General features: G+C 37.6%; 13 protein-coding genes and 2 tRNA genes. 2 read left to right on the forward strand and 13 right to left on the reverse strand.

What is annotated here, in order from left to right; translation table 11 throughout:
- Positions 1-20: 20 nt before the first annotated feature.
- The 12 genes from JMN12_RS00485 to bioD all read right to left on the reverse strand — a co-directional run bounded on the left by JMN12_RS00485 (position 21) and on the right by bioD (position 11,794).
- Positions 21-1,295 carry an NAD(P)/FAD-dependent oxidoreductase gene (locus JMN12_RS00485; protein ID WP_203136122.1) on the reverse strand — a complete coding sequence of 425 codons (1,275 nt, stop codon included), beginning with the start codon at positions 1,293-1,295 and terminating at the stop codon, positions 21-23.
- 75 nt (positions 1,296-1,370) lie between these two features.
- Positions 1,371-3,776, reverse strand: coding sequence for an efflux RND transporter permease subunit (locus JMN12_RS00490; RefSeq protein ID WP_203136124.1), 2,406 nt, complete (start codon positions 3,774-3,776; stop codon positions 1,371-1,373).
- Positions 3,777-3,839: 63 nt separating this feature from the next.
- A complete protein-coding gene (locus JMN12_RS00495) occupies positions 3,840-4,808 on the reverse strand; it encodes a polyprenyl synthetase family protein (protein WP_203136126.1) in 969 nt (322 codons plus the stop codon).
- Positions 4,805-5,326, reverse strand: coding sequence for an NUDIX hydrolase (locus JMN12_RS00500; protein ID WP_002678754.1), 522 nt, complete (start codon positions 5,324-5,326; stop codon positions 4,805-4,807). Before JMN12_RS00500 ends, JMN12_RS00495 begins: the two co-directional genes overlap by 4 nt.
- A gap of 167 nt (positions 5,327-5,493) precedes the next feature.
- Complete coding sequence (locus JMN12_RS00505; RefSeq protein WP_198466174.1) at positions 5,494-6,093, reverse strand: 50S ribosomal protein L25/general stress protein Ctc; 600 nt, start codon at positions 6,091-6,093, stop codon at positions 5,494-5,496.
- Between the two features lie 50 nt (positions 6,094-6,143).
- A complete protein-coding gene (locus tag JMN12_RS00510; protein ID WP_203136128.1) occupies positions 6,144-7,088 on the reverse strand; it encodes a ribose-phosphate pyrophosphokinase in 945 nt (314 codons plus the stop codon).
- 105 nt (positions 7,089-7,193) lie between these two features.
- The gene (locus JMN12_RS00515) at positions 7,194-8,375 is read right to left on the reverse strand and encodes a proline dehydrogenase family protein (protein ID WP_203084484.1); all 1,182 of its coding nucleotides are present in this window, start codon (positions 8,373-8,375) and stop codon (positions 7,194-7,196) included.
- Between the two features lie 366 nt (positions 8,376-8,741).
- Positions 8,742-8,984: a hypothetical protein gene (locus tag JMN12_RS00520; RefSeq protein ID WP_198472923.1), complete on the reverse strand. Its 243-nt coding sequence runs from the start codon at positions 8,982-8,984 to the stop codon at positions 8,742-8,744.
- Between the two features lie 71 nt (positions 8,985-9,055).
- A tRNA-Leu gene (locus JMN12_RS00525) sits at positions 9,056-9,141 on the reverse strand.
- Positions 9,142-9,164: 23 nt separating this feature from the next.
- Positions 9,165-9,237: transfer RNA gene (locus JMN12_RS00530), tRNA-Gly, on the reverse strand.
- Positions 9,238-9,372: 135 nt separating this feature from the next.
- Positions 9,373-11,166: an arginine--tRNA ligase gene (argS, locus tag JMN12_RS00535; protein WP_203136138.1), complete on the reverse strand. Its 1,794-nt coding sequence runs from the start codon at positions 11,164-11,166 to the stop codon at positions 9,373-9,375.
- A 16-nt stretch (positions 11,167-11,182) separates the two neighbouring features.
- Complete coding sequence (bioD, locus tag JMN12_RS00540; RefSeq protein ID WP_009414195.1) at positions 11,183-11,794, reverse strand: dethiobiotin synthase; 612 nt, start codon at positions 11,792-11,794, stop codon at positions 11,183-11,185.
- Between the two features lie 201 nt (positions 11,795-11,995).
- Between bioD and JMN12_RS00545 the strand changes: the two genes are divergently transcribed.
- Together JMN12_RS00545 and JMN12_RS00550 are read left to right on the forward strand one after the other, a co-directional pair.
- Positions 11,996-12,928, forward strand: coding sequence for a malate dehydrogenase (locus JMN12_RS00545; RefSeq protein ID WP_002678807.1), 933 nt, complete (start codon positions 11,996-11,998; stop codon positions 12,926-12,928).
- Between the two features lie 134 nt (positions 12,929-13,062).
- On the forward strand, positions 13,063-13,656 hold the full coding sequence (locus tag JMN12_RS00550; protein ID WP_203136140.1) for a M15 family metallopeptidase: 594 nt from the start codon (positions 13,063-13,065) through the stop codon (positions 13,654-13,656).
- Between the two features lie 16 nt (positions 13,657-13,672).
- Here JMN12_RS00550 and JMN12_RS00555 read toward each other — a convergent pair whose 3' ends face one another.
- Complete coding sequence (locus tag JMN12_RS00555; protein WP_203136142.1) at positions 13,673-14,746, reverse strand: glycoside hydrolase family 6 protein; 1,074 nt, start codon at positions 14,744-14,746, stop codon at positions 13,673-13,675.
- Between the last annotated feature and the right edge of the window lie 90 nt (positions 14,747-14,836).

Here is a 14,836-nt window from a genome sequence, read left to right on the forward strand (position 1 = left end):
TGTTACCTGTTACTTGATTATCATCCTTTTGCTTTTTCGTTAGGGCGCAATATCATACGATAAGATTGATCTTTACTGATGTAATAACCTATCCAGTTGTACAAAGCTCTCATTTTGTTGCGGAAGTTTACCAGCGACATTATGTGTATAAATGCCCAAATAGCCCACGCTACGAAGCCTTTGAGGAAAATGTGTTTAGGCAAATCGGCGACGGCTTGGTTACGACCAATGATTGCCATTGAACCTTTATCGACATAACTGAAGGGAGTAGGGTTTATAAAATCTTTATTGAAGTTTTTTCCTAAGTTGTTAGCTTGTTGTATGGCTACTTGTGCGAGCTGAGGGTGACCTTCAGGGAAATGAGGGTCGGCGGTCATAATGGATGAATCGCCGATTGCATAGATGTTCTCGAAGCCTTCCATTTTGTTATAAGCATCGGTTTTCATACGTCGTCCACGACCCAAGTGTTGTTTATCGTTAATTCCTTTAAAGGCTTTAGCCGAAATTCCCGCTGCCCATATCAGGTTGCGCGCATCGAGTATAGTGCCGTCCGAAAGGTGTACTTCGTCATTTACAAAATCGGTTACGAGTACGCCTAATTTGAGTTTTACCCCTTTTTTTAGCAAAGATTTTTCAGTATATTCTTGCGCTTTTTTACTCATTGGGGCAAGCACAGTATCTTGTCCGTCGATGAGATAAATATCACCTAAATCGTCATAAGTAAGCTCAGGGTAATCCTTGCGCATAATGTTCTGTTTCATTTCAGCAAAGATACCAGATAGCTCTACCCCAGTAGGTCCTGCTCCTGCAATAGCAAAAGAGAGCAATTTGCGGCGTAATTCTTTATCTTGAGTACGGGTAGCACGCTCCAAGCGGGTGTATACTAAGTTGCGGAGCATCAAAGCATCACCTACCGTTTTCATAGGCATAGCTTTTTCTTCTACATTTTTGTTGCCAAAGAAGTTAGATTCTGCTCCTGTAGCCATTACCAATATGTCGTACTGCAATTCGCCATTGCTCAAAATAATTTTGTTTTCTGAAGGAACGACTTCTTGCAAAGTAGCCATCCTAAAACGTGCATTTTTATACTTTCGGAATAGGCGACGGAAAGGGTAGGAGATAGATGACGGCTCCATAAATCCTGCTGCCAATTGGTATAATAAAGGTGGAAAGAAGTTGTAGTTATTCATATCCACCAAGGTAATTTTATATTTTCCAGAACGGTTCAACACTTTTACTAACTCTAAGCCAGCAAAGCCACCGCCTACAATTACGATATGTTTTTTGTTTTCCATAATAATTATTGTTAATTAGCCGATTTGATAATGACTAATTATTGTTTTTATTATCTTTATTATTAAAATTATAAACTATTTTTCATTTTCGTTGTTTTCCTCCTCTTCTTCTTTTGGGAAAATCTCAATCTTAGGCTCTTTGATAGTTTCTTTGTTAGACAAGCTGCGTTCTAACGACAAAAGCAAACTTGGTAAGAGCAATAAGTTGGTCATCATTGCGAAGAGCAAAGTAGCCGATATGAGTCCGCCGAGGGCTTTGGTACCTCCAAAACTTGAGAGTAAGAATACCGAGAAACCACAGAGCAGTACAATAGAGGTATAGAACATACTTACTCCTGTTTCGCGCAAAGCAGCATATACTGATTTGCTAATCTTCCAATTGCGCGCTACCAATTCCAAGCGGTATTTAGCCAAGAAGTGAATGGTATCGTCTACCGAAATACCAAAGGCAATACTGAACACAAGGATAGTAGAAGGCTTGAGCGGAATGCCAAAATAGCCCATCAACCCTGCAGTGATAAGAAGAGGTAAGAGGTTAGGGATAAGCGAGATAACTATCATTTTGAACGAGCGGAACATATATGCCATAATGAGAGCGATGAGCAAAATGGCTAAAGCTAACGACCAAATAAGGTTGGTAGCTAAATAGTTTGTTCCTTTGGTAAATAAATAGGCTTTTCCTGTTATTTTTACATCAAAACGATCGCTAGGGAAGAGCTTTTGGGCTTTGGTGTAGATGTTTTCCTCTATTTGTTGCATCTTTTCCGTACCAATATCCTTCATAAAAGTAGTGATACGTGCTGTTTGCCCTAAAGAATCTACATAAGCAGAAAGCATATTGGCATTGCCTTTAGAGTTCTTTACGTACGAAAGAATGAAATTTTGCTCTTGAGTAGTAGGTAAACTGTAATATTTAGGGTTGCCGTTGTAATAGGCTTGTTTGGCGTATTTTACTAAGTTTACTAATGAAAGAGGTTTGGATATTTCAGGGATTTCCTCAATATGAGTGCAGAGTTCATCAATGCGTTTGAGGTTAGCTAATTTAGTGACGCTATTTTTTTGTTTAGTATTAATGGTGATTTCCAAAGGCATAATTCCTCCATAATTTTTCTCAAAGAAGCCAATATCATCAAAGAAAGCAGCTGATTTAGGCATATCTTCAATGAGACTCCCTGAAATTTTAATTTTGTAAATACCTATGATACTCAAAATGAGCAACGCAATAGCTGTTGTAAATACCGCAATGCGATGGTGTTTAACTGTATTTTCAATGAATTTGATGAGTCCACCAATCCAGTTGCGGTGCAAATGCCTAAGGTGTTTTTCCTTAGGAATACTCATATAACTATAAATAATGGGGATAACCAATAGAGAGATGAAGAAAATAGACACTACATTGATAGAAGCAATCACCCCAAACTGTTTGAGCAAGGTACTTTCAGTAAAAATGAAGGTAGCAAAACCGATAGCCGTGGTAAGATTGGTGAGCAGGGTTACATTGCCTACGTTGCGGATAACCCTAATAAGCGACTTGGCTTGGTTGCCGTGTTTACTAATTTCTTGCTGATATTTATTAATGAGAAACACACAGTTAGGGATACCAATTACAATCACTAACGGTGGAATAAGTCCTGTGAGAATAGTAATTTCGTAGCCGAAAAGCCCCAAAAATCCAAAAACCCACATTACTGCAATTGATACCACGCCCATAGAGATGAACATTGCCCTGAATGAACGGAAGAAGAAAAAGAAAATCGCTGAGGTGGAAAGTAAGGCAGCTAAGATAAATAGCCCAATCTCATCCATTATATTTTGAGCGCTAAGGGTACGAATATAAGGCATACCCGAAGTATGCACTTTGAGTCCAGTTTGCTGTTCAAATTTTTCTACAATGGGAATAAAATCGTTGAGGATAAAATCTTTGCGAGCTTGTGTATTAACAATCTTCTTGTTCATATACACAGCTGTTTGTAAGGTGTTATTTTTTTTGTTGTAGATGAGGCCTTCGTAGAAAGGCAATTTTTCGGAGAGTATTTGCTGGAGACTATCAGCTTGAGCTTGAGTTTTTACTTCTCCTTCAATGAATTTATGAGTAACAAAGCGTTGCTGAGCGGTGTCCTTTACCAAGATAGGGAGGTTATTAATAGAGATAACCGCGTCTATTTGTTTAAATTGCTTCAGTTCGTTACTAAGGGCAATCCATTTGTTGAGCACCTCGGGCGTATAGATTTTTTCATCGTCTAACGCCATTAATATCAAGTTACCTTCTTCACCAAACTTATTGAGGAAGTGTTTATACTCCATATTCACGGGGTGATCATCGGGGAGCATATTCGCTTCGGTGAAGGTAAAGCGAACGTTCTTCCACTGAGAAGCTAAGCCTCCAGTGATAGCAATTATGAGTAGTAGAAAAGCAATTCGGTTGCGCAATATTAAGCCAGCTATGGTACTCCAAAAACTGGCTTTTATCCATTTAAACATTTGGGTCTCTTCTTTAAATTAGCGCGCAAAAATAAGAATAATTTGCCAATTAGCAAATTTAAGTTAGACCTTTCTATTCATTAGCTTTAGGGCAAATTCTTTTAGATAATGGCGTTTTTCATCGCTGATGGTGAGCTCGGTGAGTGCACTAAGGGCTCTACGGGTAGTGTACTCTATTTCTTGACGTACAGCTGTAGTTGCTCCAGTGGCTTCGAATAATGCTTTTACTTCGTTGATTTTCTGCTGACTATCTTCAGTAGTAGCGTAGTGTTGTAACAGTGTTTTTCGCTGTTGTTCATCGGCTAATTTTAAGGCAGTTAGATAAAGAATTGTCTTTTTATTTTCGATGATATCACCACCTATACGTTTGCCAAAAGACTCATCGCCAAAAGCGTCTAAATAATCATCTTGCAGTTGGAATGCTAAACCTAATTCTTCACCAAAAGTATAGATTGGCATTTGGTTTTCAGGAGAAGCATTAGCTATGATAACCCCCATTTGTAAAGCAGCCCCTATGAGTACAGCTGTTTTGTAGCGTATCATCTGTAAATAATCGGGGATACTTACTTCGGTTTGAATTTCAAAATCCATATCCCATTGTTGTCCTTCACATACTTGTAAAGCAGTACGTGAAAGTATTTTAGTAAGAAGAGAAAAAACCTCAGTAGGATAGTCGTCTAATAATTGATAGGCTTTAACCAGCATTGCATCGCCAGAGAGGATAGCGATATTGGTGTTCCATTTTTTGTGTACAGTAGTCTCTCCACGTCGTAAAGAAGCCTTGTCCATAATATCATCGTGAACGAGGGAAAAATTATGGAATATTTCTATAGCCATAGCTGCATTGAGAGCTTTGTGGTAATCGGCATCAAAAAGATCAGTTGCTATGAGAGTGAGGATAGGGCGCAATCGTTTGCCTCCCAATTGCAAAATGTAACGCATAGGTTCATACAAATTGCGTGGTTCTTTTACGAAAAGTTTAGAGTTGAGATGATCTAAGAAGGCTTCTCTGTATTGTTCTACTGTTTTCATAGGGCGGATTTTTTTAGTTGTTGGATTACCGTTCTCACCGATACAAAACCTATTTTTTCTTCAGGGATTTCTTGTAGTTTGAACCATTCTAAGGCTTTGATTTCGTCGGGAGCAACTATGTGTACTTGTTCTTCAGCTAATTTGCACTCGAAGAAAATATCCATAGTGCGGTAAGGTACGTTTTTGTACAGATAGTTGTTGGGAAAGGTAGTGATAAATCGCAATTGTTCAGGCTTTATAATCATTCCCATTTCCTCTTTTACTTCACGGCAAGCAGCTTCTTGAGCAGTTTCCTCGGGGTCGATAAATCCTCCTGGGAGGTCTAGTTTGCCTTTGTCGGGATCCATATTGCGCACTGTAAAGAGTATTTTATCTTGGTGACGAAACACTACAGCTACAGCAGCAGCAATATTATGAAAATAGGTAAAACCACAATCGTGGCAGAGAAAGCGTACGTTGTTAGGGAACTCTATATGAGTAGAAGTACAATTAGGACAATGTTTAAAAATACTTTCCATAAAAAATAGTAATGTATAAAATCAGGCGACAAATATAGTGAAAAAAGTATTATACTCAGTATAAAAATTCTTTTTTAGTTGAATTAATATGAAAGAGACTGTCTAAAAAAGTTAAAACTAAACTTTTTAGACAGCCTCTTTTTGTAAGAAAATCTATTTACTAAATATTATTTCTTTTTAGCAGCTTTTTCAGCTTTAGCAGCGTCTTGAGCAGCTTTCATTGCGGCACGAGATACTCTTATCTGGCAAACTACAGTGTTATCTGGGTGCATAATTTTGTAGTTTTCTTGAGCTAATTTAGTAACATATAATTTGTTACCCATTTCCAAACCTGAAATGTTTACAGGAACGAAGTCAGGCAAGTTATCAGGAAGTGCTTTTACTTTGAGTTTGCGGTTAACAATACGCAAAGTACCACCAGCCATAATACCAGGAGAAGTTCCTTCGATTTGGATAGGCACTTCAATAGTGATTTCTTTGTTCTTGTTTAACTGATAGAAATCGATGTGGATGATTTTATCAGTTACAGGGTCAAACTGAATGTCTTGCAGAATGGCATCGTAAGTTTTACCATTTAATTCAATCGCAGCGGTGTATACATTAGGAGTGTACACGATGTCTTTGAATGCTAATTCAGGTGCTGAAAAATGCAGAACATTGTCTCCTCCGTATAGTACGCAAGGAACCTGTCCAGCATTACGTAAGGCTTTGCTAGCTGCTTTGCCCACGCTTTCTCTTTGAGATCCTTTGATTGTAATTGATTTCATTTATTTATATATAGTTATTAAGTTACTTGTTTTTAGCTAATCCCTAATTTTTACATTATAAATTTAGAACTGATAGGTTCATTGTGGTGTACTTTGTGCATTACGTCGGCGAATAGTTCAGCACAACTCAATACTTTTATTTTGTTTGAAGGTTGTTTTAGAGGTATTGAATCAGTTACGATTAATTCTTCTAAAGCTGAATTTTCTATACGTTCGTGAGCATTGCCACTGAGGATAGGGTGAGTAGCAACAGCTCTTACACTTACAGCACCCCTATCTTTCATTAGTTGGGCAGCTTTTACTAAGGTGCCAGCAGTATCAACCATATCATCGACTAATACTACATTTTTACCTTCTACATCCCCAATAAGTTCCATTGTTTCAATCACATTGGCTTGTTTGCGCTGTTTGTAGCAAATTACTACATCACATTTTAAAAACTTAGAATATGCATAGGCTCTTTTAGAACCACCCATATCAGGTGAAGCGATACACAAGTTATTTAAATTCAAACTTTGCAAATAAGGCAAGAAAATACTTGAAGCAAAAAGGTGATCTACGGGGCGTTCAAAGAAACCTTGAATTTGGTCGGCGTGCAAGTCCATTGTCATAATACGAGTAGCACCTGCCGCTTGTAAGAGGTTAGCAACCAATTTTGCTCCTATGGGCACTCTAGGTTTATCTTTTCTATCTTGGCGAGCCCAACCAAAGTATGGCATTACCGCAGTGATATGGCGTGCTGAAGCGCGTTTGGCAGCGTCTATCATTAGCAAAAGCTCCATTAAATTATCCGAATTAGGGAAAGTAGAGCATATTAAGAAAACGCGTGCCCCTCTAATTGATTCCTCAAAAGAGGGCTGAAACTCACCATCACTATAATAAGATAGTTTAACTTCACCGAGCTGAGTACCGTATTTTTCTGCAATTTTCTCAGCGAGTTCTATGCTTTTAGAACAAGCGAAGATTTTTGAATTAGGGATGGTTTCACTAAACATTTTTATCAGTAAGCATTAAGGTATAAAAACTTCTAATTTTTCAGGGCGCAAAATTACAAATATTAATGATAATAGCAACTATAACCCTAAAAAATATTCTGTTTATTATTTTTTTTCTTGGCTACGGCGTTTTTTCTCAGCTTTTAAAAGAGAAAGCTCGCGTCCTGTTTGTCCAGCTACTGAGGTGTTTTCTTCAGCACGGCGTATTAAGTAAGGCATTACTTCGCGTACGGGGCCAAAAGGCAAATATTTAGCGATGTTATAGCCTTCTTTAGAAGCATTGAAACTGATATGGTCACTCATTCCGTATAGTTGAGCTATCCACACGCGTTTGTCGTTAGGTTGCAATCCTTTTTCTTTCATTAAGTCCATTATCAAAGCTGCACTTTCTTCGTTGTGAGTGCCTGCAAAGAGTGCAATTCGGTCGATATGTTCAATGATATATCGTACAACAGCATTGTAATTATCATCAGTAGCTTGCTTGTTAGGGCAGATAGGGGTAGGGTATCCTTGTTCGGCAGCGCGTTCATTTTCTTTTTCCATATAGGCGCCTCGTACGATTTTTACACCTATATAAAATCCTTTGTTTACGGCGCGTTCATAGAGTCCTTTTAGATAAGGTAAACGATCGTGACGATACATTTGCAAGGTGTTGTACACAATAGCTTCTTCTTTGTTGTACTTTTCCATCATTTCTTCTACGAGGTCATCGGCAGCGGTTTGCATCCAGCTTTCTTCAGCATCTACTAAGATAGGAATTTTGTAGTCATAAGCACGTTTACAAGCAGCATCAAAACGCGCTTTGATGCGTTCCCATTCTTTTGTTTCCGCATCGGTAAGAGCTTTTTTCTCAGTAATTTTTTGGAAGATAGCAAAACGGCCAAAACCTGTAGGTTTAAACACTACAATAGGAATGCCTTCATCGCGGTGGAGGTTGCCAAAATCAATGGTTTCCATCGTCTTTTCAAAAGTAGCTTCGATAGAAGTTTCTTCATCTTTTCCTTCTACTGAGTAATCAAGTACAGAGCCAACACCTTTTTGGTGCATTTTTTTGATTACAGGTAGACAGTCTTGTTCGGAGATGCCACCACAGAATTGTTTGAAAACTGTGCGCTTGATAAGACCTTCTATAGGCAAACGCAGTTTTAAAGAGAAGTTGGTGAGGGCGGTGCCTAAACGAGTAAGAGTGTTACTACCTATGAGTTTAAAGAGGCGGTAAGCCCAATTGAGTTCAGATTGGCTTTTAAGAGCAAAAGCCGTTTGAGTGTCGGAGAAACGTGTACTCATAACAATTTTACAATTAACGGTTGATGAGGCAAAAGTAATATTTTTATTTTGATTGTGCAAATTTTAATTTCGTTTTTTGATAAAAAAGAAAAATAGAGAAGATTTTAGAGTTGTTTTTAGAAAGAGTGATTTATCAAAGTTTAGTGCTTTAATAAATTTATTACATTGATAATCAGTTTTTTTGTGTGTTTGATGATAAAAAGGAAGATCTATCTAAATTTTAGAAAGCTTTTTGTTCTTTTATTCGGGATATTTGCTGGTATCTTGATAGATATTAAAAATACCTTTAATAATCTCCTTCTATCTTATCTACTACATAGGTCACAAAATAAGGGTATCTCTTCATAGTTTAGGTACTACTTTATTTTATAAGGTAATTCCATATTCAGAAGCAACATCATTAATCATAACATCAAAATCATCACATTCCTCGAAAGGAGTATTACGAGCTTCTATTTTATCAAGAAAAGCTACTAATCTTGGCGTCATTTCAATAGGCTGAGGTATGTCCTCTTCTTGAATGATAGAGACATTTAAAGACCTTATAAAATCTTTTATTGAATTTAATTTACCTACATCAGAGGTAGCGAATGTTACAGCTGTTTCCATAGTCAAAATATTTTTAAAGGTTACATAGAAGCAAAAAAAAATCACTACTTATAAGTAGTGATTAAAGGTTGTACTCGGAGCGGGACTTGAACCCGCACAGGCATTACTGCCCACTGGATTTTAAGTCCAGCGTGTCTACCGATTCCACCATCCGAGCCTTTATGATAGACATAAAAAAAGAGCGAAAAACGGGGTTCGAACCCGCGACCTCAACCTTGGCAAGGTTGCGCTCTACCAACTGAGCTATTTTCGCATATAAATTGTTTCAATAAACTTGCATCTGAAGAGTTACTTTGTTTCTCATTTGCGGTGCAAAGGTACGACAAATATTCATTCCTGCAAATTTTTGAGCAACTTTTTTTTTACTTTTTTACATATTTTTTATAACCTACATTCTTTCAGGTACTTGTATTCCTAACATTTTAAAAGATTCTGCGATGATTTCACCTATTTTTTTGCTCAGAGCTACTCTAAAATAGCGTTTGTTAGTGTCTTCTTCACCTAAAATGGAAACGTTTTGGTAGAATGAATTGAAGTCTTTTACCAAATCGTATACGTAATTAGCGACCACAGCAGGGCTATAATTATCCGCGGCATCTTGTACAATAAAAGGGAAAAGGGTGATACTTTTCAGTAAGTTTTTTTCTTTTTCTTGTAGAGCATCAGGTTGTATAGCAGTTATTTCTTTGTTATTATTCGTTTCAGCGTATTTGCGTAAAATAGATTGGATACGAGCGTATGTGTATTGGATAAACGGTCCTGTATTTCCTTGAAAATCGATAGATTCTTTAGGGTCAAATAAAATACGTTTTTTAGGATCTACCTTTAATATATAGTATTTTAAGGCTCCTAAGCCAATAGTGTGATATAAAGCTTCTTTTTGTGCTTGGGTATAGCCATCGAGTTTGCCGAGTTCCTGTGAAATTACTTTAGCAGTCTGTTCCATTTCAGCAATTAAGTCATCGGCATCTACAACGGTTCCTTCACGGCTTTTCATCTTTCCACTAGGCAAATCTACCATACCATAGCTGAGGTGGTACAAGTGTGAAGCCCAATCGTACCCCAATTTTTTTAAAATGAGAAAAAGTACTTTGAAGTGGTAGTCTTGTTCGTTACCCACAGTATAGACCATTCCTTTCACATCGGGATAGTCCTTCACACGTTGAATGGCAGTACCCATATCTTGGGTTATATATACTGAAGTACCATCGGCGCGGAGTACCAACTTCTCATCTAAACCATCGGCGGTGAGATCGCACCAAACAGAGCCATCTTCTTTTTTGAAGAATACCCCTTTTTGTAGACCTTGTTCTACGATGTCTTTTCCTAATAAATAGGTGTTACTTTCGTAGTAGTACGAGTCGAAATCTACTCCTAAATTCTTATAAGTAACAGCAAATCCATCGTATACCCATCCGTTCATTTGTTTCCAAAGTTTCATTACTTCAGGGTCTCCTGCTTCCCATTGGCGAAGCATCTCTTGAGCTGTTATAAATATAGGTGCTTGTTTTTCAGCTTCCTCTTTAGATTTTCCTTGAGCTATTAGTTCTTGTATTTCTTCTTTATACGCTTTATCGAATGCTACATAGTAGTTTCCTACTAGTTTATCTCCTTTTAATTCTGTGTTTTCAGGAGTTTCTCCATTGCCAAAACGTTGCCAAGCTACCATAGATTTGCAAATGTGTATTCCTCTATCGTTGATAATTTGGGTTTTATACACTTTATGTCCGGCAGCTTTTAAGATTTCGGCTACTGAATAACCTAAGAGGTTGTTGCGAATATGTCCTAAGTGCAAAGGCTTATTAGTGTTAGGAGATGAGTATTCTACTAAAATAGCCTCTTTACTATTAGGTGTTGCTAATCCAAACTGAGGATTGTCTTTTATTTCTGTTAAAAAGTTGAGGTAATAAGTATCAGCGATAACAAGGTTTAGAAAGCCTTTAATCACATTGAAATCAGTTACTAAATTACCTACTTTTTCTTTGAGGTAAGTTCCTATTTTTTCGCCTATCAGCACAGGATTGCCTTTGATGTGGCGCAAAAGTGAGAAGACTACGAGGGTCACATCGCCTACAAACTCTTTTTTAGTTTGTTGCAATTCTACATTTTCTAAACTTACGTTGTACAGTTCTTGTACGGCTTGTAGTATATGTTGTTTTAGGATGTCATTTAAATTTTGCATATATTAATTATCAATCTCAAGGGTTATTAACTTTTGTAGCGTATTCTGAAATAACTCGTTTGTCGAAATAAGGTTCTTCATCAATATGTAGTAATACAGGCAAGTTAGTATGGTGTAAAATCACTTCTTCAGTAGATGGGGTAGGGGAGCCGCTAAATACTATACTATGAATGTTTAACCCTCTGTTTTTTAGTGTTTCGTAAGTGAGTAACGTATGGTTGATACTACCCAAATAATGACGAGAAACTAAAATGACTTTATCCGTAGGATGAATTAGGTCAAGCATCATATCTTTTTCATTGAGAGGAACGTACAATCCGCCTGCTGCTTCTATAACAAGTGTATTATTGGTTTCAGGGCGTACAATTTTAGAAAGCTCAATTCGCACACCGTCTAATTGAGCTGAAAGATGTGGACTTGCAGGAGTGTGTAATCCATAGCTATTAGGGTGAAATACAGTGCGTGTATTGCTGATAAGTCGTTTTACTTTGTCAGTATCTGAGTTCTCTAAGTCTCCTGATTGTATAGGTTTCCAATAATCAGCTTGAAAAGCCTCTGTAAGAATTGCTGAAACGATGGTTTTGCCAACTTCGGTGGAAATGCCCACCACAAAATAAGTGTCTTTCATTTTGAATGGTTTGTTTTGAGAGTGCAAAAGTACAAAGTAATTGGCAAATGAGCAAAAAATAGCGATTAGTTTTTAGTTTTTAAAATCCAAAAATTTTCTTAAAAATATTTGCACAATTATTAAAAACTTTCTACTTTTGTGGCTTGAAAATAACCGTTGATTGAGTTTTTTATAACTCATCATTTTTAAATAATAGATTATATGAAAGTTACAGTAGTAGGCGCAGGTGCCGTAGGAGCAAGTTGCGCAGAGTACATTGCTATTAAAGACTTTGCGTCTGAAGTAGTATTAATTGACATCAAAGAAGGTTTTGCGGAAGGTAAAGCTATGGATTTGATGCAAACCGCTTCCCTCAATGGGTTTGATACTCGTATTACAGGGGTAACCAATGATTACTCAAAAACTGCAGGCAGTGATGTAGCTGTGATTACCTCTGGTATTCCTCGTAAACCAGGTATGACTCGTGAAGAGCTTATTGGTACCAATGCAAACATTGTGAAATCAGTTGTTGAACAATTGGTGAAATATTCACCTAATGTGATTGTAATTGTAGTGAGCAACCCTATGGACACTATGGCTTATTTGGTACACAAAGCTACTAAATTACCTAAAAACCACATCATCGGTATGGGTGGAGCACTTGATAGCGCACGCTTTAAATACCGCTTGGCAGAAGCGCTTAACAGTCCGATTTCAGATGTAGATGGTATGGTAATTGCTGCTCACAGTGATAGTGGTATGTTACCTCTTACACGTTTGGCAAGCTATCGCGGTGTACCAGTAACTGAGTTTTTGAGTGCTGACCGTCTTAACCAAGTAGCCGAAGATACTAAAGTAGGTGGTGCTACCCTTACTAAACTTTTAGGAACTTCAGCTTGGTATGCTCCAGGAGCTGCTGTATCAGCTTTAGTACAGGCAATCGCTTGCGACCAAAAGAAACTTTTCCCTTGCTCAGTGTTACTCGAAGGTGAATACGGACAAAAAGATGTGTGCGTAGGGGTTCCTGTAATTATCGGTAGAGATGGAGTTGAAAAAATTGTAGAGGTAAAACTCAACGATGCTGAAAAAGCTAAATTTGCAGAAAGTACTGAAGCCGTACGTGAAGTAAATAAAGCTTTAGCAAGTGTGTTATAGTCTGCCTTAAGACTTTAAAATTAGAATAAAAGCGACTTTTCCGAAAAAAGTCGCTTTTATTTTATTTGGTATTCCCGTTCACCGAAGGGGGTAATTCGTAAAGATACTTATAACTATTAAAATTTCTTTTATTTATGAAATATATTCTTGCATTTTTTGTCACTTTTATTGCTACGGCACAACAAACTGATTTTGTGCTCCTCAAAAGTCTTTCTTCCGATTTTGTATTTGATATGAAATATGCAACTCCTGATAACTTCCTTAAACAAGCTGTTTATGAGTGTGGAGAATGCTATTTGCGAAAAAACACAGCAGAATCCTTAGTGAAAGCTAACGAGGAGTTTAAAACTTTGGGATATCGCATCAAATTATTTGATTGCTATCGACCTCTTGAAGTACAGAAAAAGATGTGGAAAATACTTCCAGGTACTCATTATGTAGCCAATCCTGCCAAAGGTTCTAAACACAATCGTGGAGCAGCAGTCGATCTCACTTTAGTAGATAAGGATGGTAAAGAATTGGATATGGGTACTCCTTTTGATTTTTTTGGTGAGAAAGCCCATCATACTTGTACCACCCTTTCTAAAAAAGTACTTAAAAATCGCAAGTTGCTGAAAGATATACTGAATAAATACAACTTCAAATCTATTTATTCGGAATGGTGGCATTACGAATACCGCCCTGAAATGCAATCCAAAGTAGAAAACTTTCAATGGAAATGTGAATAATTACGAATAATGGTAGTTATTTGAGATTGTTAGGGAGTTCTAAAATTTGTATGCTTTTAACTCTGATTGCGTTGTTAACTAAAGCACGAGTATATTCAGGATAAGGTTCTCCCGCTGCAGGGGCTCCCATTTTACATTCACCGTCGGAGCCACCTCCTCCGTTAATCCACAAATAAGCATCGGCGTGTGCCCCAGTGGTTTTAGTAGTGCTACGCGGACCTAAAGCTGCATTGAAGTTGTTGCAAGAGTTATAAGGAGCATTAGCATTTTGGTGTTTAGGTCTATTGATACCACTGCGCCCTGTGTCAATCACGTAATGCACATCTTTAAAACCTTTAGAAGCTAAGTAAGTTACAAACTTCTCAGCTCCAGCTTGTTCTTCAGCAGTGCCTCCTACTCCTGAAACATTTAGTGCGAAACCACGCATATATTTTAAGCCTCCATCTATAATAGCATTGGCAACAGTTTCAGGATGTTGGGTAACCAAAACAGAATTCCCGGCGTGAATATAACTCATTACTTTAGGGTTGTTCTTATTTAATTTTTCGGCAGCGTACCTTAGCAATTCAGCACGTTCATTGTATTTAGCCGAACCTCTTGGATGACCACAGTAGTTAATGGCATCAGGTTCTATAATTACTACGGCGCGACGTTGCCCGATGATAGTACTCACACGATCTATCCACGCTTTATAAGAAGCCGCATTAGGATGTCCACCTTTAGAAAACGATCCACAATCACGTTCAGGAATACCATAAAGTACTACTATAGGTGTTTTGTGAGCACGTTCAGCTCCTTCAACGAAGTTTTTAAGCCAACGGTCATTTTTCTCTTTACCACCACTACCAGGACTAACACCGCCGTCATACCAACCTCCGCAGGGCGTACCATACACTTGGTAATACAGCTTTTTCAGTTCTATATTAGGCTCCTTTTTCACTGCATTTAAGCGAGAAGGTTCCAAATAGAAATCCCAATCATAAGGTATTTGTGTAGTAGAAGTCTGTGTAGAGGGGGTGTTGTCTTCCCCTGATTTTTCACAAGCGATTGTTAGTAATAACAAAGTTACTAAGGATACTAATTTATTCATAATTTTCTTTTTAAATGTTTTAAGGCTACAAAGGTAGTGCTTTATTTTTAATTTTGCAAATTTACTAATCTGTAAATTTGTTATTTTCAA

The sequence above is a fragment of the Capnocytophaga genosp. AHN8471 genome, assembly GCF_016806945.1.
GTDB lineage: Bacteria > Bacteroidota > Bacteroidia > Flavobacteriales > Flavobacteriaceae > Capnocytophaga > Capnocytophaga periodontitidis.